Genomic DNA, 20,061 nt, shown 5'->3' on the forward strand with positions numbered 1-20,061 from the left:
CCTGCGTCGCCAATAGAACGGAAAATCGAACGGAATCAGTAGTACCAGCTATAGCGCGCGCCCAGCACCGTGACCGGCGTGCCGATCTTCGACACGCGCTGGTGTTGCAGGAACACGGCCAGGTGATCGCCGCCGAACACGGTGCCCGCGATACCCACGTTGAACTGCGGCCCCCAGCCCTGTATCGAGTCGTGCAGCAGGCCGACGTCGAAGAAAGGCCGCCAGCGGTGCGTGTACTGTTCGAGCAGATCGTTGCCCGCGCCGAGGAAGAAGCCGTATTGCGTGTAGGTATCCGGCATGAAGTCGCGCGGCGTCGCCGGTTGCAAGGCGACGGGCAACAGCCGCGTGATCAGCGCGTCGGCCTGGCCGCTCGCGCCGTAGCCGCCGTGCGTGATGAGCGCGCGCAGCGTGTAATCCGGGTACTGCGTGCGGATCCGGTAACTCACCTCGCCCGTCGACAGCACGCCGCTGCCCAGATACGTGCGCGCCTGGCTGTAGAAACGATCCGCCTCCACGCTGCCCCTGAACGTGAGGCGCTGCGTCATCCGATACGTGAGGTCGCCGATCAGGTTGTCCTTCATGCCGCCGACCAGCAGCGCCTGGGTTTCGTCGGCGACCTGGTTGCGGCCCGCGCGCAGGCCGAGCGTGAGCGCCGAGTTGCGGCCCACCTCGCCCGCCAGGTCGAGCGTATAGAACGAGGCGGAGGCGACGCGCCGGCCGCCCGTGATCGTGAACGACGTATCGCGCGTGCGCCGCTCGCCGTAGATGTTGAGCCAGCGGTCCACCGAAGGCACGTTGACGAGCTGGGTGATGTCGGTCGAATGCTGGAAATGCTGGACCGCCGTCACGCCGACGAGATAACGCTCGGCGATCTTGCGGCTGCCCGCGAGCGTCGCCTCGACGTAATCGAGCGGATGCTCGACGTAGTTGGTGACGCTCGCGTCGAGCGATTGCGGCCAGTCGAGCGCGGTCTCCGTGACCCGCGTATGCAGTTCCGTGTCCTCGGGCGCGCCGCCGAGCGCGTCGAAGGCAAGCTGCTGCGCGCGGTCGGGATGATCGACGGCGATCGTCGCGTCGATGCGGTCGTAGATCGGCAAGCGCGAGCGTTCCTGGTCGAGCAGGCGCTCCATTTCACCGACATCGTTCTCGGCCAGCGCGATGGTCAGGCGCGCGTCGGCGGGACGCGACAGGCGCTCGGCATACTGCTGCGCGAGCCAGCGCTTCGCCAGCGGATTGCTTTCGTGCGACAGCGCCCATGCGATCGCCACGTCCTTCGCGACCGCGCCGCGCAAGCGTGCGTTTTGCGGCAGATCGGCGCCTTGCATCGGCGCGCCGCCCGGCAGACCCTTCACGTTGCCGATCAGCGTGCGGCGCGTTTGCGCGAGGTCGGCGGGCGTCGCGTGCGCCGACATGAGGTCGTCGAGCAACGCGGCGGAGACGTCGCCGGTGGCGAATTCCGTCGACAGCGTGACGCGCCGGCCGCGCAGATCGGCCGCCGCTTCGGCGTCCCGTGCGAGGCGGCCGCGCGTTGATGTGCTCGGTGTGCTCGGTGTGCTCGACGCGTTCGATGCGTTCGATGCGTTCGATGCGTTCGATGCGTTCGATGCGTTCGACACGCTCGATGTGCTCGATGTGCTTGATGTGCTCGGTGTGCTCGACACGCCCGGCGCGCTTGACGCGTTCGACACCTTCGACACGCTCGTTGCGTTCACTGCGCCCGACACACCCGACTCACCGCGCTCTTCCACAAGCCTCGCCTGTTCGCTCTGCAATTGCAGCCACACCTTCTTGCGGATCGTCCACGCGAGCCCCGCGTGACCCGACTGTTCCTGGGCGTCGGCATAGGTGAGCAGCCACAGCGGATCGCGCGACATCATGCCCGCCTGGCGGCGCAGATATTCAAGAGCGGCGACCGGCCGGTTCAGGCGCATTTCGGCCGCGGCGAACGGTCCCCACAACGCCGAGCTTTGCGCGGCGCTGCCGCGCCAGCGCTTGAGCGCCGCGCGCAGGTCGGCGTCGCTGCCGTAGTCGACGAGCGTCCACAGATAGGCGGCGTTCACGTCGGTGCCCGCGCCCGGCAAATCGACCGCGCGCTTCAGATCGGCGAGCGCGTTTTGCGGCTGGCCGATCAGGCGATAGTATTCGGCGCGCACGCCGAGCAAGGCGGGCGACGCTTCGGCGATTTTGCGCTCGTCGGGCGTGAGGTTCGCGAGCAGTGTGGCGATGCGGTCCAGCGCCTGGGCGTCGAGGTAGTAATAGATCGCGTCGCGCAACGCACGCGCGCTGTGCTCGCGGTGAAAACGCAATTCGGCGATGCGGCCCGCGTCGATCGGATACGGATCGTAGAAGTCCGTCATTTCGCCGAGGTCCTCGCGCGTGACCGCGCCGCTCGCGAGCAGGTGACGGTACGCTTCGTTGGCGTCGCCGTCGCGTTGCAGCAGGCGCGCGAGTTCGGCGTAGTTGCGCCAGAAGATCGGGTCGCTGTCTTTCGCGCCGGCGCGCGCGGCGCTCAACGCGGCCAGCGATGCGCGATAGTCGCCCTGGCGATACAGCACGCTCGCGGTGCGCAATGCGGCGGTCGCGTCGTTCGGATGACGCGCCTGCACCGCGCGGTAGATGGCGAGCGCCTGGTCGTCGTGGCCCGCGCGTTCGGCGAGGCCGCCTATGCGCTGATCGATCGCGTCGCCGTTCGTGTCATTCACGCCGTTCGTGCCATTCACGCCGCGCGGCAGCGAGCGCAGGAAGGCGAGACCGTCGTCGGGACGGCCGAGGCGTTCATAGGTCGCGGTGACGCTATCGACCAGTTTCATATCGCCGGGCGTGGCGCGCGCCTGATGAACCAGCGCGACCAGATACGCTTCGTCGTCGTTGAGCATCGGCGCGATGCGCAGCACGTTGCGCCAGCCGACCGGATCGTTCGACACCTGCGCGTATTCGAGCCACGACTTCAGCGCCAGCGTGGGCTCGCGGTTCCATTCGGCCACCTGCGCGAGACGCTTGACCCACAGCGCGGAACGCGGATCGCGCTGCACCTGTTGCGCGGCGATTTTCTGCGCATTCGGCAGGTCGCCGGATTCGACGAACGCCTGGAATACGGTGTCGGCGATGGCGAGGGTTTGGGGGTTCGCCGCGCTGGATGTGCTAGCTGCGCTTGCTTTGTTGCCTGCGATTGCTGCGCTAGCTATGCTTGCTGTGTTAGCTCCGCTTGCTTTGTCGGCCGGGCTGGCTGCGTTAGTTAAGCTGGCTCCGCTAGCTGCGCTGCCTACACCCGCCACCTCCCCCATAGCCGCGACGCGAACCACACCCACCGCGCCCCGCCCCCGCACATCGCCGCGCATCGCCGCGCGCAGACTCGCGAGCGCGAAACCATCCCCCTGCGCCACAGGACCATCCCGATACGCGTACTGCGCAAGCTGCTGCCGCGGCGCGGAATCCCTCGCCCCATCGCGCGGCCCGAGCGACGCATAACGCGCCAGCATCTTCGCGTAGCGATCGACGGCTTGCGGACGATTCGCCGCGCGCGCCAGATTCAGCAACACCACCAGCGTGGCCGGGTCGTCGGCGAGCCTAGCGCCATGCGCGTCCGCCGCCGCGAGCGCTTCGTCCAGCAGATTGCCCGACTGCAATGCGCGCACGCCGGCCACGAAACAACGGCGCTGCTCGTCGCGCGTGCGCGCCGCCGCTTGCTGACGGAACCAGGCGTCCGCGGCCGCGCGATAGTCGCCCACTTGCAGCGCGTAACGCGTGATCTGCGTGTCCCACTTCGCGCGGCCATCGGGATCGTGCGCCGACAGCCGCGCGTAAAGCTGCATCGCGAGATCGGGCAAGCCGACGCCGGCCGCGCGCTGCGCGAGCCATTCGAGATCCTTCGGCGCCCATTGCAGCCTTGCCGCCTCTTGCAGATGCGCGCGCAGATCGTTTAGCTCGCGGGCGCGCCGCGGATCTTCCTCGGCAATCGCAAAGGTGCGCTGCTCGGCCGCCGAAAGACGCAGCATGGTCGCGCCGCGGCGCATGTCGTCGGTGCCGAGCGCATCCATGCGCGCGGCGATCCGCTCGGTGTCGGCGGTGCGGCCTAGATACGAATACTGCGCGCCGAGCAGGGACAGGAACTCTTCGTTGTCGGGCCGCACTTTCGACCAGGCTTCCAGATACGCGACGCTCAATTCGCTGGGCGCGCCGACCGACGCCACGCGCTGGCGCAAGCCGCCGCGCGGCGACACGCCGTAGATCGTCAGCAGCACGACGCCCGCCAGCAAACAGACGAGCCAGGTCGGTGCGATACGGGGACGTTTAGCGCTCACAGGCAATCTCGACGGGCTGATAGTTCACCTGCAAACCGGCGGAGGCCGGCGTATCGAAGCGCACGCCCGCGCCGTCGCGCGGGGTGGCGACCGCGCGTCCCGCGACGCTCACGCTGCAACCGCGCGCGTTGGCGAGCCTGACGAACGGCTGGTAGTAGCCGCCGAATTCGAACGACATGCCGTTGGCGTTGCGCCTGAAGTTGCGCACGAAACCGTTGGCTTCGGCGATGTAGGGCAACGGGCCCGCCTTCGCATCGGTCGTGTTGAACGACACCCGCGCCGCGCCGTCCGCGATGTGGATATAGGTGCCGTCCGGACCCGCCGAATAGCCGGTGACGCCGGCCGACGCGCGCAGATCCGGCGCGCTCGACAGCGGCCAGTGCAGCTCGCGCACCTCGCCGTTGCCGCGCACGATCCAGTCGCCGCCCGCAGGCTTTCCGGCATCTGCGTTTGCATCTGCATCTGCATCCGCATCGGTCTCGCCACGCACCGCGCGCGCGACCGCGAACGAACGCCAGTCGAGCACCTTCTGCGTGTAGTCGGTCATCTGCACCGGCAGCACGGCTTGCTTGAGCACCGCCGTGAAGATCTGATCGAGCGCGCGCAGCGACGCGACTTTCGTGCCGCTGTACATGTGGTAATACAGATCGATCGGCTTGAAGCGCAACGGCTTGTCCGTCATGTCGAAGGTTTCGAGCACGCGCGTGAAGCCGTAGAACGGGCCGAGCCAGTCGTTCGTGTAGACGTTCTCGTCCTGATTCGGCGCATACACCTGGTACGCCCCCGGCCCCTTGTCGACGCCGATCGGCGCGATGTTGGTCCAACTGCTCGCGCTCTTCGTGATGACGGTGTCGCCGCCGTTCACGTTCGCGACGCCGGCCGCGTACACCTTGCGCACGACGAGCGCGGGCGGCTTGCAGTTGCCCGGCCATTGCAGGATGGCCGTCTTCTTGCCCGGCGGCGCGAGACGCGTGTTGATGTAATCGATCGAGCCCGTCACTTCGCGGTCGATGTCGAACGTGTAGTTCGGAATGACCAGCGAAAACGCGGTGTCGCCGCCGCCGCGGTCCACGCGCTCGCCGGTCTTCGCGTCCACGCTGCCCCAGTCGAACGGATGCGAGTACGTGTGCGTGCCGATCGCGACATACGGCAGCGCGAACATCTTGCGCGCGATCTCTTCCAGACGCGGCGAGATCTTCGGATAGAGGCCGGTCGGCCCCACTTCACCCTCGATCACCGAGAGCGTCATCGGCACCTTGTAGCGCGTGAAAATCTGCTGGTACAGCGCTTCGCCCGAGTAGTCCGCGCCGGGAAATTCGGCGCGCGACGCGAACCCGTCGCCGTCGACGTGCGACATGAAAAGACGCCGCCCGTTCTCCGTCGTCACGCTCGGCGACGGCATGCGCTGCAGGCGCAACGCGGCGGTGAGGAACGAGATCGGTTGAATCGCCCAGCGTTCCTGGTCGATGCCGTTGAGCGAGACGACCGTGTACGGGCTCATCGCGAAGCCGCCCCACGGCGTGATCGCGATCGGGTCGAGGGTCGCCTGGCCGCTCGTCACGCGCAGCAGCGGCCGGCTCTCGGCGCCGACCCGCACGCCCGTCAGATCGCGTGGGCCGAGCTTCGGATCGATCTCGAAGCCGACCATCGGATCGCGCGAGACCACCTCCACCTTGTCGCTGAACGGACCCGGCACCGCTTGCAGATCGAGCGCGCGTCCTTCGTCCTCGGCCGCGTCGAAACCGAACTGGCCGAGAAACGCGACGGGCACGTGCGACGCGATCCGCGCATCCACCCATGCGCGCCATACCGCGCTGTCCTGCGTGCCGCTGCCCTGCAACCACGCGACGACGCCGGCATAGCGGTCGGGCGTGATGTCGCCGGGGAGCGTGTCGTTGACGTTCGCGTACTCGACGTCGTAGCCGAGATAGTTCAGCGGGGTCGCCAGATCGCGCACGCCAGGGGTTTCGTCGAGCAGCAGATCGTCGCCCGTGTCCTGCACGACGAGCACCTTGCGCGGCAGCACCTCGATCGCGCCGATGCCGACCACGCCGCGCGCCACGTCGGTCACGTAGGGCGTGACGCCGGTCGCCACCACCTGCGCGGCCGTGTGGCGGGCGCAGGCGCGGTCGTCCGCGGGGCAGTATTCGATCGACACCACCGGCACGCCGGTCTGTTGCATGAACGCTTGCGCGCCGGCGATGCGCGCCGCGCGCTCGTCCGCGGACACGACGGTCTGCAACGCGCCGTTCGCGCTCATGCCGCTGACGAGCGACGGACCGGCCACCGCGTACAGCGCGTTGGCATGCGGCATCGCGAGTTGCAGCGCGTCGGCGCCGCCGATCACGAGGCGCGCGTCGGGATGCGCCGCGTGTATCGCGTCGATGGCGGCAATGGCGTTCGGCGTGTCGAGCAGGAAGCCGCGAAAACCGCGCTGCCACAGCGGCTCGATCTGGCTCGCGACGAAGGCGGCCGGCGTGCCTGCGGCGGCATCCGCATGCGTGCGCGCGAGCCATGCGGTATGGCGCAACGGATGCGCGGACGGATCGAAACCCTGCGCGGGATCGACGACAACGGCGTCGAAGGCCTGCAACAGATCGACCGGCACGTTGGCGCCGTCGAAGAATGCGAGGTTGACGGATGGCGCGCGATGCGGTTCGGTCGCTTGCGCTTTGGCTTGCGGTTGCGGTTGCGGTTGCGGTTGCGCGGACAACGGCGCGGGTTGCGGCTGCGGCTGCGCTTGTGCCGGCTGAGCGATCGCATTCGCGCCGCCCAAAGCGAGCACCGCGACAACCGCGCGGCTCAAGGCGCGCATGACGAAGCGTGGACGGGCCGTTTTCCGCTCCTGCCGCGACGGCCCCGACATGTTCCGAGGTGCATCGCAAAGCGCCGGCCGTGCTTCGAATATCGTTTGAATCCCCAAGGTCATGTCATTTCTTCTTCGGTTTTATTGCTTTTACCGATCCGCGTCGAACACGGCCGCCATCGCCCATCTACCCGTTAATGAGCGCCTTTTGTCCAGGCAGCGCATTCTAATAGCTCTTTTTTTCAAGCGCACCACTATTCTGTGGTTGAAAGCATGGCGTTGAGATCGTCAAAACCAGGCAAACTTTAATAACCTGCTGGCTATTTCCAGCAAACAGAACCTCGCAAACGTTTTACCGTTGCGAGCGGCAATGTTTAAGCGAGCCATGGATTTGACAAAAGTTAACGGAGCTGAAAGCGTTTGAAATTTTTGGCGGGCGGTCGTGCAAAGCGTGCGGTGCGCAATCCAATTGCAAGGTTCGCGGATCGGCGAAAAAACGTGCATAAAAGCGAAACTCCCGCCGCTTGGGTGGGGCCGTTGACGGGACGTTCCGTCGCCGAGCAAGAGCGAAGCGCGGTGGGCCGTGGCTCGGCTATTCTTACCTCCCGCTATCGAGCAGAATCGTTTTCAGGCAATAATTGCCTGGTATCTGGGCAATAAAGCGCGATTTTCCGTAGGCTCTAATGAGACATGGCGCGGGCCGATCGCCCCAATACTTTCTGATCCGCGTTCCTTCTAAAAGCTTTCCGCTTCATAAATTAATTTTGTTTTCCCGCACTGCGCCGGATCGCTTCGCTCCGCCCTTGGACTTCGCAAATTCTGGTGTTTTTCGAATGACGCGATAAAGTCCAAAAAATCTGATTACAGGGATAAACTTTAAATTTTGGCGGGATTTTCACCGCTCCTCGGCCGACCAGCCAAACATAATAAAAACCCGCAAAACGTTTGCGGGATTCCAAAGCCGGCCCATCGTCATCCAATCGGACCACGCGAGCGGCACTGGCGGTTCGCGCCTCGGGCAAACTCGCCCCGCATCGATCGCGCTTCGGGAGCGAAAAACGGATAATGCATGTCAAGCCGCTTTCGTTCGTCTGCCCTTCACCCGCAACTGAAAAATTCCCCATGCGTATCCCACCGCTCAAGGCGATCATCGCGTTCGAAAGCGTGGCCCGAACCAAAAGCGTGAATCGCGCGGCCGAGGAACTGGGCCTGACCGCTTCGGCGGTGAGCCATCAACTCAGCAATCTGGAGTCGATCATCGGCCAGCCGCTGTTTCAGCGGTCCGGGCGCGGCCTCGTGCTCACGCCGACCGGCGAGCGCTATCTCTCCGATGTGACGGGATCGCTGGCCGATCTCAGCCGCGCGACCGAACGTGCGTCCAGCCGCAAGGAAGTGGACATCCTGCGCGTGCATTCGAGCCCGAGCTTCGGCCTCATGTGGCTGCTTCCGCGCCTGTCGTCCTTTCAGGAGGCGAACGGCGACATCCAGCTCAATCTGGCCTGCTCGTACGAGAACGTGTCTTTCTCGAACGGCTACTACGACATCGACATCCGTCACGGCTATGGCAACTGGAGCAATCTGGAAGTGAAAACCATCCGGGGCGAGTTCATTGCCCCGCTGGCCGCGCCGAAGTATCTCGAACGGCATCCCGTGAACGCGCCGGCGGATCTGCTGGCGCATCGTCTGATCTATTCGGAAACGCCGCTCGTCCAGTGGAAGCAATGGTTCGGCAGAACAGGCGTGTCCGCGCCTCAAAAGACGTTCGATTTTTCTTTCGACCGCTCGTACATGTCGATCGAAACGGCGGCGCTCGGCCTCGGCATCGCGCTCGAAAGCCTCATGCTCGCGTCGGTGAAAATCAGGGACGGCCTGCTCGTCCCAGTGTTCGACGATAGCTGCGCGGTCGAGGTCGGCGCGCACCACCTGGTTTACCCGAAGCAGAACGCGGAACTGCCGCGCGTCGAACGGTTTCTTGCGTGGATGGAGCGCGAGGCCGCCGCCTCTTCCGCGGCTCGGCGATAGTCGGAGCGCTTCGCGCCCGCCACAGTCGACACACCTGAATACCTGAATTTTTCTCAGCCATTGTTGAGCGTTTCCGCGTTGATGCCGCCGGCCCGCGAGCCGACACTTCAGGCATCAAATCAACACTCAGGAGACAAGCGATGTTGCTGGAGAACAAAATCATCATGGTGACGGGCGCGGCATCGCCCCGCGGTATCGGCAAGGCAACCGCGAAAGCGCTTGCCGCCCAGGGGGCGCAGGTGGTGATCCTCGATCTGCGCGAGGAGGACGCGCAAGCGGCGGCCGCCGACCTCGGCGCGCAACACCTCGGGCTCGCGTGCGACGTGACCGACAAGGCCGCCTGCGTCGCGGCCGCGCGCGCCACGCTGGAGCGCTATGGCCGGATCGACGGGCTCGTCAACAATGCCGGCATCACGCAGCCGGTTCGCACGCTGGAGATCGGCGGCAAGGACTTCGACGCGATCGTCGACGTCAATCTGCGCGGCACGCTCTATATGTCGCAAGCCGTGATTCCCGCGATGAAGGAGCAGAACGGCGGCAGCATCGTCTGCATGTCGTCGGTGTCGGCGCAGCGCGGCGGCGGCATCTTCGGCGGCCCGCACTACAGCGCCGCGAAGGCCGGCGTCCTCGGACTCGCCAAGGCGATGGCGCGCGAGTTCGGCCCGAACCGCATTCGCGTCAATTCCATCACGCCGGGTCTGATTCAGACCGACATCACGGGCGACAAGCTCACGCCGGAGATGCGCGTCGAGATCATCAAGGGCATTCCGCTCGGACGTCTCGGCGACGCCGCCGATGTCGCGAACGCATGCCTGTTTCTGGTGAGCGACCTGTCGAGTTATCTGACGGGTGTCACACTCGATGTGAACGGCGGCATGCTGATTCACTAAATCACTAAATAGCGCCGCGTTTTTGCGCGGCTTGGGTTCGCGTGCACCTGGGACAACCCGGGGCGCGACAGGAGACAACCATGAAATCCAGATACAGCGCGCCGCCCGTCACGGGCGATGCGATTTCCCGTAGCGACTCGCCGACGTTCGAAGCCAAAACCTACGCCAAGGTCAGCCGCCGGCTCATTCCGTTTCTGATGCTGTGCTATCTCGGCGCCTACCTCGATCGCGTCAACGTCGGCTTCGCGAAGCTGCAAATGCTGAGCGACCTGCGCTTCAGCGAAACGGTGTACGGCATGGGCGCCGGCATCTTCTTTCTCGGGTACTTCCTCTTCGAGGTGCCGAGCAATCTGATTCTTCACAAGGTCGGCGCGCGCCGCTGGCTCGCCCGCATCATGCTCACGTGGGCGGTAATTTCAGCGAGCTTCGTGTTCGTCAAATCGCCAACCGTCTTCTACGTGCTGCGCTTTCTTCTCGGCGTCGCGGAAGCGGGCTTCGCGCCCGGCGTCATCCTCTATATGACGTACTGGTTTCCCTCCGCGCGACGCGCGAAAGCACTGTCGCTGTTCTTCATGGCGATTCCGCTCGCGGGCATCATCGGCGGCCCGCTGTCGGGCCTCATCATGCACTCGCTGCAAGGCGTCTATTCGATGGCGGGCTGGAAGTGGCTGTTCCTGCTCGAAGCACTGCCGTCGCTGGTACTCGGCGTGGCGATCCTGCTGTATCTCGACGACGGCATCGCCCACGCGAAATGGCTCACCGATACCGAGAAGGCGCTGCTCGCGCGCAACGTCGCCGGCGACAACGCGCACAAGACCGCGCATCTGTCGATCAAGGCCTTCATCGGCGACCGCCGCTTGTGGCTGATGGCGGCAATCTACTTCTGCGTCGTGCTCGGCCAGTACGGACTGACATTCTGGCTGCCCACCATCATTCGCAAGTCCGGCGTCGCGGACCCGCTGTGGGTCGGCATCTTCACCGCGATTCCGTATCTGTGCGCGATCGTCGCGCTGCCGCTGGTCGGCATGAGCGCGGACCGCTTTCACGAGCGCCGCCTGCATCTGGCGATTCCGATGCTGATCGCCGCCGCGGGTTTCGCCACGCTGCCGCTGCTCGGCAGTGTCGCGGCGTCGATCGTCTGCCTGAGCATCGCCGCGGCCGGCATCCTCGCGTCGTCGTCGCAGTTCTGGTCCCTGCCGACCGCGCTGCTCGGCGGCATCTCCGCCGCGGCGGGCATCGCGGCCGTGAACTGCTTCGCCAATCTGGCCGGGTTCTTCTCACCCGCGATCGTCGGCTGGCTCAACGATCTGACGGGCAAGTCCACCGCCGGCCTCATCTTCATCTCGATCGCGGTGACGCTGGGCGCCCTGCTCGTGTTCCTCGTGCCGGCCAGGGCCGTCAACCGCTGAAAGACCGGACATCTCTCGATACCAAAGGAGTCGTACATGGACAACGCAACCATTACCGAGGACGCCACGCTCGCCGAGCGCGCGTACCGCATCCGCAGAAACGCGCTGCTGATGGGTGAAGTACAGGGCCAGGGCTATATCGGCCAGGCGCTCGACATCGCGGACGTGCTGGCCGTCGCCTATTTCGGCGCGATGCGCTACCGCGCCGACGATCCCGCATGGGACGAACGCGACCGCTTCCTGCTGTCGAACGGGCATTACGCGATTGCGCTCTACGCCGCGCTCTTCGAAGCCGGCATTCTGCCCGCCGACGAACTCGAAACCTACGGCAGCGACGACAGCCGTCTGCCCATGTCGGGCATGGCGAGCTACACGCCCGGCATGGAAATGTCCGGCGGCTCGCTCGGCCAGGGCCTGACGATCGCGGTGGGCCGCTGCCTCGGTCTGAAGCATCGGGGCTCGGATGCGTTCGTCTACACGCTCTTCTCCGACGGCGAACTCGACGAAGGCGCGATCTGGGAAGGGCTGATGTCCGCCGCGCACTGGAAGCTCGACAACCTCATCGCCATCGTCGACGTGAACAACCAGCAGGCCGACGGTCCCTCGACGCAGGTCATGGCGTTCGAGCCGCTGGTCGACAAGCTCGAAGCGTTCGGCTGGTACACGCAGCGCGTGAACGGCAACGACATCGACGCGGTGAAGCGCGCGTTCGATAACGCGCGCCGTCACGACAAGCCGCAACCGCGCATCATCGTCTGCGATACGAAGATGGGCTGCGGCGTGCCGTTCCTCGAGGAACGCGAGAAGAACCATTTCATCCGCGTCGATGCGCACGAGTGGCAACTCGCGCTCGACGCACTCGAAGCCGGGAGACAAGCATGAGCACGATCCAGAACAAGCCGCGCCTGAAAACCTCCGCGATGATCGCGTCGATCGCGGGCGAAGGCCAGCTCACGCGCTCCGCCCCGTTCGGCCACGCGCTCGCCGAACTGGCGCGCACCAAAACGAACGTGATCGGCATGACGGCCGACCTCGGCAAGTACACCGACCTGCACATCTTCGCGAAGGAATTTCCGGCGCGCTACTACCAGATGGGCATGGCCGAGCAGTTGCTGATGGGCGCGGCGGCCGGCTTCGCGCATGAAGGCGCGCAACCGTTCGTCACGACGTATGCGGTGTTCGCGACGCGCCGCGCGTATGACTTCATCCATCAGGCGATCGCCGAGGACAACCTCGACGTGAAGATCGTCTGCGCGCTGCCGGGGCTCACGACAGGCTACGGCCCGAGCCACCAGGCCGCCGAGGACCTCGCGCTGATGCGCGCGATGCCGAACATGACCGTGATCGATCCGTGCGACGCGCTCGACATCGAGCAGATGGTGCCGGCGATCGCCGCGCACGACGGCCCCGTCTATGCGCGCCTGTTGCGCGGCAACGTGCCCGCCGTGCTCGACGAATACGACTATCGCTTCGAGCTCGGCAAGGCGAAGCTGCTGCGCGACGGCAACGACGTGCTGCTGATCTCGTCCGGGATCATGACGATGCGCTCGCTGGAAGTCGCGAAGGCGCTCGAAGCGGACAACGTCGGCGTGGGCGTGCTGCACGTGCCGACCATCAAGCCGCTCGATACGGCGACGATCCTGCGCGAGGCGAAACGCACGGGCCGCATGGTGGTCGTGGCCGAAAACCACACGGTGATCGGCGGGCTCGGCGAAGCCGTGGCGGGCACGCTGCTCGGCGCGGGCGTCACGCCCGCGTTCCGGCAGATCGCGCTGCCGGACGCGTTCCTCGCCGCCGGCGCGCTGCCCACGCTGCACGACCGCTATGGCATCTCGACCGGCACGATGGCCGCCACGATCAAAACGTGGCTGGCCTGAGCGAGCGAATCGCGGCGGGGGTCTCGCGCCGCTGTCCATGACGGGCGCGAGCGAACCACGGCGCGGTTCGCCGCCCCCCTCGCGACTTACGCGCCGGGCCTCACGCGCGCGCGCCGTCGAGACGGAAGAACGCCACCGCCTCGGTCAACTGGCGGCCCTGGTCCTCCAGCGAGGTCGACGCGGCCGCCGCTTCCTCGACGAGCGCGGCGTTCTGCTGCGTGACCGTGTCCATCTGCGTGATCGCCACGTTGACCTGCTCGATGCCGCGGCTTTGCTCGCCCGAGGCCGCGGCGATCTCGCCCATGATGTCGGTCACGCGCGCCACCGCCTGCGTGACTTCGGCCATCGTCTTGCCCGCCTCGCCCGCGAGCGTCGAGCCGTTGTGAATCTTCTGCACCGAGGCGTTGATCAGGTCCTTGATCTCCTTGGCCGCGCTCGACGAACGCTGCGCGAGGCTTCTGACCTCGCTCGCCACCACCGCGAAGCCGCGGCCCTGCTCGCCGGCGCGCGCGGCTTCCACCGCCGCGTTGAGCGCGAGGATGTTGGTCTGGAACGCGATGCCTTCGATGATCCCGGTGATATCCGCGACCTTGGTCGAACTCTCGCTGATGTCGGTCATCGTCTCCACGACCTGTCCGACCACGGCGCTGCCTTTCAGCGCGACTTCCGAGGCATTGGCGGCGAGCGTGCTCGCCTGCTGCGCGTTCTCCGCGTTCTGCTTCACCGTGGACGTGAGCTCTTCCATGCTCGACGCGGTTTCCTGCAGCGACGACGCCTGCTGTTCGGTGCGCGACGACAGGTCCTGGTTGCCCGAGGCGATCTGGCTCGACCCGGTGGCGATATTGTCCGCCGAGGTCCGCACCTGGGCGATCAGCTTCACGAGGCTCGCCTGCATCTCGCCCATCGAGGCGAGCACGCTGCCGCGCGGCGCGGCCTGCGCGCCCGGCACGGAGCCGAGATCGCCGCCGGCCACGCGCCGGGTCACCTCGCCCAGCGCAGCCGGCTCCGCGCCCAGTGCGCGCGTCACGCTGCGGGTAATCAGGAATGCCGCGACGAGCGCCGCGCCGATTGCCGCGAGGCAGATGCCGATCAGCAGCATGCGCTGCGTCGCGTAGTGTTGGGCCGACTCCTGCATCAGGGCCTGGGCCCGGTTGCGGGTGAATTCGCTATACGTATTGGTCGCCTTGACGAGCGCCGCGAGCAGCGGACGGCATTGCTCGTTCATCATGGCGATCGCCTCCTCGTGCCGCTTGTTCAACGCGGCGTCGACGATCGCGAGCGCGACCGGCCCGTACTGGGCCTCGACCCGGTCGATGTCGGCCACCAGGGCGCGCGCCGCCTCGTTCGCATCGCCGGCGTTCGCGATCATCTCCTTCAGGTGCTTGAGCCGCGCCTGCACGTCCGCGTGCGCCTGGGTCACGGCGGCCTTTTCGATTTCCAGATCCGCCGGCTTGGTCACGAGCACCAGATTGCGCGCGGCGATCGCACGCCGGTCGACCGCGGTGCGCACCTTCGCGGCCACCTCCGCGCGGGCGCTAATGCCGCTCACGTAATCCGAGAAGCGCTCGTTCGCATCGTTCAATGCAACGAGTGCGAGCACCGATACCCCCAGCACCATCGCCGCTAACACGCTGAACGCCGTCGTGAGCTTCGCCCGCACGGTCATCTGTCTGGAATTCATGCTTCATACCTCCACCGTTCGCCGGTTTCGTCATATTCGCCGCCCTGCGCGGCCATCACCTGCTGCCCTGGTGCTTGTTGCTATGTCGGCTGCATCACGACGGTCCTTGAATGCCGATGCGCCCGCCAATCGTTTGCGTCAGGGTTCAGGAGCGATGGGGCTTACCCGGCGCCACCCCGCGCGACGGGGTGCGATCTGGCAATGCGGGTTCGTTGTTGTCCTCGTTGTTATCCCATACGCGCGGCCGTCTGGGAAAACCCCAGGACAACGATCGGGACCCCGCCGGCCCCGTCCCAGCGCGGTTTCAGCGCCCGGCTCGCCAGATCGTTACCCTTGGGATAACAGACGCGTCCCGAACGTGATTGAACCGGGATACCCCGCTCCCTAGACTCGCCTCATGTCCTGAGCGAGAGCGCACATGTCCGGTCAAAGTCAGTCCTCATCCCGTTGGGCCACCCGCCGCGCGGAAAAGCATCGCCGGCTCGCGCGCGTCGCAGCGATCGCGGACGGCGCGGTTCTCCCCACCGAGCGTATCGTCGACGTCCTGCAAGCCCTGATCGCCCCCGGCGACCGCGTGGTCGTCGAGGGCAACAACCAGAAGCAGGCCGATTTCCTGTCGCGCTCGCTGGCGAAAGTGGACCCCGAAATCGTCCACGACCTGCATCTGATCATTCCGAGCGTGAGCCGCGCCGAGCATCTGGACCTGTTCGAGCGCGGCATCGCGAGGAAACTCGATTTCGCCTTCGCCGGCGCGCAAAGCCTGCGCATCTCGCAGTTCCTGCAGGACGGCATCCTCGAAATCGGCGCGATCCATACCTACATCGAACTGTATGGGCGGCTGTACGTCGATCTGACGCCGAACGTCGTGCTGGTCGCCGGCTACAAGGCGGATCGGCAAGGCAATCTCTACACGGGTCCGAGCACCGAGGACACGCCCGCCCTCGTCGAAGCCGCCGCGTTTCGCGACGGCATCGTGATCGCGCAGGTCAACGAGATCGTCGACGACCCGAAGGACCTGCCGCGCGTCGACATCCCCGGCTCGTGGATCGACTTCGTGGTGCAGTCGGACAAGCCGTTCTTTATCGAGCCGCTGTTCACGCGCGATCCGCGCCTCATCACGCCGGTTCAGGTGCTGATGGGGATGATGGCGATTCGCGGCATCTACGAGCGGCACCAGGTGCAGTCGCTCAATCACGGCATCGGCTTCAACACGGCCGCGATCGAACTGCTCCTGCCGACCTACGGCGAGAAGCTCGGCCTGAAGGGCAAGATCTGCAAGCACTGGACCCTGAACCCGCATCCGACACTGATCCCCGCGATCGAAACCGGCTGGGTCGAGAGCGTGCATTGCTTCGGCGGCGAACTGGGCATGGAAGCCTACGTCGCGCAGCGGCCGGACATCTTCTTCACCGGCCGCGACGGTTCGATGCGCTCCAATCGCGCGATGTGCCAGCTTGCCGGGCAATACGCGGTCGACATGTTCATCGGCTCGACCTTGCAGATGGACGGCGCCGGCAACTCGTCGACGGTCACGCATGGCCGCCTCACCGGCTTCGGCGGCGCGCCCAACATGGGCCACGATCCGCATGGCCGGCGCCACGCCACCCCCGCGTGGCTCGATCTGCTGCAAACGGACAGTCCGCTGGAGCGCGGCCGCAAGCTCGTCGTGCAGATGGTCGAGACGTTCCAGGCGGGCGGGCAGCCCACCATCGTCGAATCGATCGATGCGGTCGACGTCGGCCGCGAGTCCGGCATGCCGCTCGCGCCGGTCATGATCTACGGCGACGACGTCACGCACGTGCTCACCGAGGAAGGCATCGCCTATCTGTACAAGGCGCGCTCGCTCGAACATCGCAAGGAGATGATCGCGGCGGTCGCGGGCGTGACGCCCATCGGCCTCACGAGCAGCGCCGACAAACTCGCGACGCTGCGCCGCGACGGCTTCGTCGCGTTGCCGGAGGACCTCGGCATTCAGCGCGGCGAAGCCACCCGTTCGCTGCTGGCCGCGAAGAGCATGGCCGATCTGGTCGACTGGTCGGACGGTTTGTATGAGCCGCCCGCGCGGTTCAGGAGCTGGTGATGCGCGAGACCCTCGCCATGCCAGTAGCGCGAGCGCCACGCGCGACACCGGATCTCGCCGGGCGTTTGGGCGAACACGTGGTCGCGGCGCTGATCGAGGAAGCCACGCTCGCGCCGAAGCCGGGACTCGTCGACATCCGCAGCCGCGGCGCGCATCACGATCTCGACTGGGAACTGATGTGCGTGTCGGCGCTTGCATTGCAGCCGACCTTCACCGAACTGGCGCGCGCGGGCCTGGAGATGCAGCCGATGCAGTCGCTGCAACGTATGCAGTCGCTGCGCGAGCGCATCGGCGCGATCGGGCGCGACGGCGAAGCGCGCATGCTCGACGCGACGCAGGGCGTGAACACCCATCGCGGTGCGATCTGGGCGCTCGGGCTGCTCGTGACCGCCGCGGCGGCCGGCCCCGCCGACCCCGCCGACCCCGCCGACCATACGCCACACGCCATCGCCGCGCGCGCCGGAGCGCTCGCGCGTCTGCCCGATCGCCACGCGCCCGCGCTGACCGGCAACAAGGGCGAGCGGGCATGCCTCGACTACAACGTGGGCGGCGCGCGCGGCCAGGCGCAAGCCGGCTTTCCGCATGTCGTGGAGGTGGCGCTGCCGGAACTCTCACGCTCGCGCCGGCGCGGCGACAGCGAGACGGCCGCACGCCTGAACGCGCTGCTCGCGATCATGGCGAGTCTCGACGATACCTGCGTGCTCGCACGCGGCGGGCCCGGCGCGCTCGCCGAGTTACAGGACGGCGCGCGGCGCGTGCTGGCGCTCGGCGGCGCCGCGTCGCTTGCCGGCCGCCGTCACCTGAAGCTGCTGGACCGGCGGCTCGTCGAACTGCACGTGTCGCCCGGCGGCGCAGCCGATCTGCTCGCCGCCGCCCTCTTTCTCAACCGGCTTCACCGCGAAGCCGCTCCTACGACGCAGGCTTAGGAACGCATATGGAAACCATCGTCCTCGAATTCCCGGCGGGGCAACCCGCGCCAGGCCGCGCGCTGGCGGGCGTGGTCGCGTCGGGCGACCTCGAAGTGCTGCTCGAGGCGAACGGCTCGCCGCGCACCGTGGTGAACATCACGACTTCCGTCGATGGCATGGGCCGCACCTGGCAAGCCGTGCTCGAACGCATCTTCGGCGACGGCACGCTGCCGGCCGCGAAGATCGAGATCAACGATTCCGGCGCGACGCCGGCCGTCGTGCGCATGCGCATCGGCCAAGTGCTGGAACAACTGGCGACAACCGGCGGAGCATGACGATCATGGACACACAGGCATTGCTGGAACGCCAGAGCTTCATCGAACTCGACGCGCGCAGCCGCGCGAAACACCTGCTCGACGCCGGCACCTTCAGCGAACTGCTCGATCCGTTCGAGCGCGTGCGTTCGCCGTGGCTCGCGCGGCAAGGCATCGTGACGCAGGCCGACGACGGCACCGTGGTCGCGCGAGGCGAGCTCGACGGACAGCCCGCGGTCGTGCTCGCCATCGACGCCGGCTTTCAGGGCGGCAGCATGGGCGAAGTGTCCGCGGCGAAGATCGCGGGCAGCCTCGAACTCGCCGCCGAGGACAACCGCAACGGCATTCCGATGCGCGCCGTGATTCTCTTCGAAACGGGCGGCGTGCGCTTGCAGGAAGCGAATCTCGGGCTCGCGGCGATCGCGGAGATTCACGCCGCCATCGTCGACTTGCGGCGCTATCAGCCGGTGATCGGCATCACGGCGGGGCCGATCGGCTGCTATGGCGGCATGTCGATCGCGGCGGGCCTGTGCAGCTACCTGATCGCCACCCGCGAAGCGCGCCTCGGACTCAACGGACCCACGGTCATCGAGCAGGAGGCCGGCATCGCCGAATTCGATTCGCGCGACCGTCCGATGATCTGGAGCTTCACGGGCGGCGAGCAACGCCATCGCACGGGGCTGGTCGACGTGTACGCCGCCGACGACGCCGGCGCGATCCGCGCCGCCGTCATCGAACGGTTTCGCGCGGGACGTCCCGAAGCGTGCCGCAGCGAATGCGTGGCCGGCTTTCTGCAACGGCTTGCCGAGGTCGATCCCGAAGCGCAAGCCACTCAGCAACAGGCGGCCGCCATCTACAGCAAGGGGTTCAGGTCATGAGCACACAGGAGCTTTCGAAGCGCGGCGCGGTATGGCTCGACGCGCTCACTTACAGCGCGCCGTTGCAGGCGGGCTATCCGCCTTCGGTGCGTGTCGTCGATGCGCGGCTCGGCGAGCATCCCGCGCGCTTCATCGCGGTGGTGCCCGACCCGGATAACGCGTTCCCGCGCGCACGCAGCGGCGAAGTCGGACTGATCGAGGGTTGGGAGATCGCGCGAGCGGTGCGCGAGGTGATCGACGCCGATGCCGGGCGCGAGGACCACGAGAAGCGCGCGATCGTCGCCGTGATCGACGTCGCGAGCCAGGCCTACGGACGGCGCGAGGAAGCCTACGGCATTCACCAGGCGCTCGCCGGCGCCGCCGATGCGTATGCGAGCGCGCGCCTCGCCGGTCATCCGGTGATCGGGCTGATCGTCGGACGGGCGATGTCGGGCGCGTTTCTCGCGCACGGCTATCAGGCCAACCGCCTGATCGCGCTCGCCGATTCGCAGGTCATGGTTCACGCGATGGGCAAGGAATCCGCCGCGCGGGTTACGCTACGCTCGGTAGCCGATCTGGAGGCGTTCACGGCACGCGTGCCGCCGATGGCCTACGACATCGACAACTACGCGTCGCTCGGGCTGCTGTGGAAGCTCCTGAGCGTGAGGAACGCCGATGCGCCCAACGGCGCGGATCAATCCGCTGTCGAAAAGGCGTTGCAGGAAGCTTTCGACGAGATTCGCGCCGACCCGTCGCGCGGCCTCGGCAGCCGGCTCGGCAGCGCGCATCGCGCGAGCTCGGTGACCGTGCGCCGCAAGCTGCGCGAGCAGTGGCGCTGAACCGCGCCGACCCCATCCCCGCCCATCCCGCTTCACGCACCGGCTCGTAAGAAGCCATTAAACGTATGACAGGAGAC

At 66.6% G+C, this 20,061-nt stretch carries 12 protein-coding genes and 1 pseudogene; 10 read left to right on the forward strand and 3 right to left on the reverse strand.

Annotation, left to right across the window (positions count from 1 at the left end):
* Window positions 1-35 precede the first annotated feature (35 nt).
* Window positions 36-4,301, reverse strand: coding sequence for a tetratricopeptide repeat protein (locus ACTJLC_RS00490; protein WP_440843159.1), 4,266 nt, complete (start codon window positions 4,299-4,301; stop codon window positions 36-38).
* On the reverse strand, window positions 4,291-7,230 hold the full coding sequence (locus tag ACTJLC_RS00495) for a polysaccharide deacetylase family protein (RefSeq protein ID WP_440843160.1): 2,940 nt from the start codon (window positions 7,228-7,230) through the stop codon (window positions 4,291-4,293). The genes ACTJLC_RS00490 and ACTJLC_RS00495 overlap by 11 nt, the downstream gene beginning before the upstream one ends.
* 999 nt (window positions 7,231-8,229) lie before the next feature.
* On the opposite strand from ACTJLC_RS00495, the gene ACTJLC_RS00500 reads away from it, so the two are divergent.
* The 5 genes from ACTJLC_RS00500 (at window position 8,230) to ACTJLC_RS00520 (ending at window position 13,305) form a co-directional block, all read left to right on the forward strand.
* Complete coding sequence (locus ACTJLC_RS00500; RefSeq protein WP_083083661.1) at window positions 8,230-9,129, forward strand: LysR substrate-binding domain-containing protein; 900 nt, start codon at window positions 8,230-8,232, stop codon at window positions 9,127-9,129.
* 140 nt (window positions 9,130-9,269) lie between these two features.
* Window positions 9,270-10,019 (forward strand): SDR family NAD(P)-dependent oxidoreductase, encoded by a 750-nt coding sequence (locus tag ACTJLC_RS00505; protein ID WP_114162386.1) that lies wholly within the window; start codon window positions 9,270-9,272, stop codon window positions 10,017-10,019.
* 80 nt (window positions 10,020-10,099) lie between these two features.
* Window positions 10,100-11,428 (forward strand): MFS transporter, encoded by a 1,329-nt coding sequence (locus ACTJLC_RS00510; RefSeq protein WP_440843161.1) that lies wholly within the window; start codon window positions 10,100-10,102, stop codon window positions 11,426-11,428.
* Between the two features lie 36 nt (window positions 11,429-11,464).
* Window positions 11,465-12,310: a transketolase gene (locus tag ACTJLC_RS00515; protein ID WP_310119571.1), complete on the forward strand. Its 846-nt coding sequence runs from the start codon at window positions 11,465-11,467 to the stop codon at window positions 12,308-12,310.
* Entirely contained in the window at window positions 12,307-13,305 is a 999-nt protein-coding gene (locus tag ACTJLC_RS00520; RefSeq protein ID WP_114162384.1) for a transketolase family protein, read from the forward strand. The genes ACTJLC_RS00515 and ACTJLC_RS00520 overlap by 4 nt, the downstream gene beginning before the upstream one ends.
* A 103-nt stretch (window positions 13,306-13,408) precedes the next feature.
* Here ACTJLC_RS00520 and ACTJLC_RS00525 read toward each other — a convergent pair.
* Window positions 13,409-14,986 (reverse strand): annotated as a pseudogene (locus ACTJLC_RS00525) (methyl-accepting chemotaxis protein); the annotation flags it as partial.
* 418 nt (window positions 14,987-15,404) lie between these two features.
* Here ACTJLC_RS00525 and mdcA point away from each other — a divergent pair.
* Genes mdcA through mdcE form a run of 5 tightly spaced genes read left to right on the forward strand, consistent with a single transcriptional unit; the run spans window position 15,405 to window position 19,984 of the window.
* Window positions 15,405-17,066: a malonate decarboxylase subunit alpha gene (gene mdcA, locus ACTJLC_RS00530; RefSeq protein WP_440843162.1), complete on the forward strand. Its 1,662-nt coding sequence runs from the start codon at window positions 15,405-15,407 to the stop codon at window positions 17,064-17,066.
* Window positions 17,066-17,992 (forward strand): triphosphoribosyl-dephospho-CoA synthase, encoded by a 927-nt coding sequence (locus ACTJLC_RS00535; RefSeq protein ID WP_440843163.1) that lies wholly within the window; start codon window positions 17,066-17,068, stop codon window positions 17,990-17,992. Before mdcA ends, ACTJLC_RS00535 begins: the two co-directional genes overlap by 1 nt.
* 8 nt (window positions 17,993-18,000) lie before the next feature.
* On the forward strand, window positions 18,001-18,309 hold the full coding sequence (locus ACTJLC_RS00540; protein WP_440843164.1) for a malonate decarboxylase subunit delta: 309 nt from the start codon (window positions 18,001-18,003) through the stop codon (window positions 18,307-18,309).
* A 5-nt stretch (window positions 18,310-18,314) separates the two neighbouring features.
* Entirely contained in the window at window positions 18,315-19,166 is an 852-nt protein-coding gene (locus ACTJLC_RS00545) for a biotin-independent malonate decarboxylase subunit beta (protein WP_440843165.1), read from the forward strand.
* Complete coding sequence (gene mdcE / locus ACTJLC_RS00550) at window positions 19,163-19,984, forward strand: biotin-independent malonate decarboxylase subunit gamma (protein ID WP_073426716.1); 822 nt, start codon at window positions 19,163-19,165, stop codon at window positions 19,982-19,984. Before ACTJLC_RS00545 ends, mdcE begins: the two co-directional genes overlap by 4 nt.
* Window positions 19,985-20,061: the final 77 nt, after the last annotated feature.

This window comes from Paraburkholderia sp. 22099 (assembly GCF_052045835.1).
GTDB classification, from domain to species: domain Bacteria; phylum Pseudomonadota; class Gammaproteobacteria; order Burkholderiales; family Burkholderiaceae; genus Paraburkholderia; species Paraburkholderia terricola.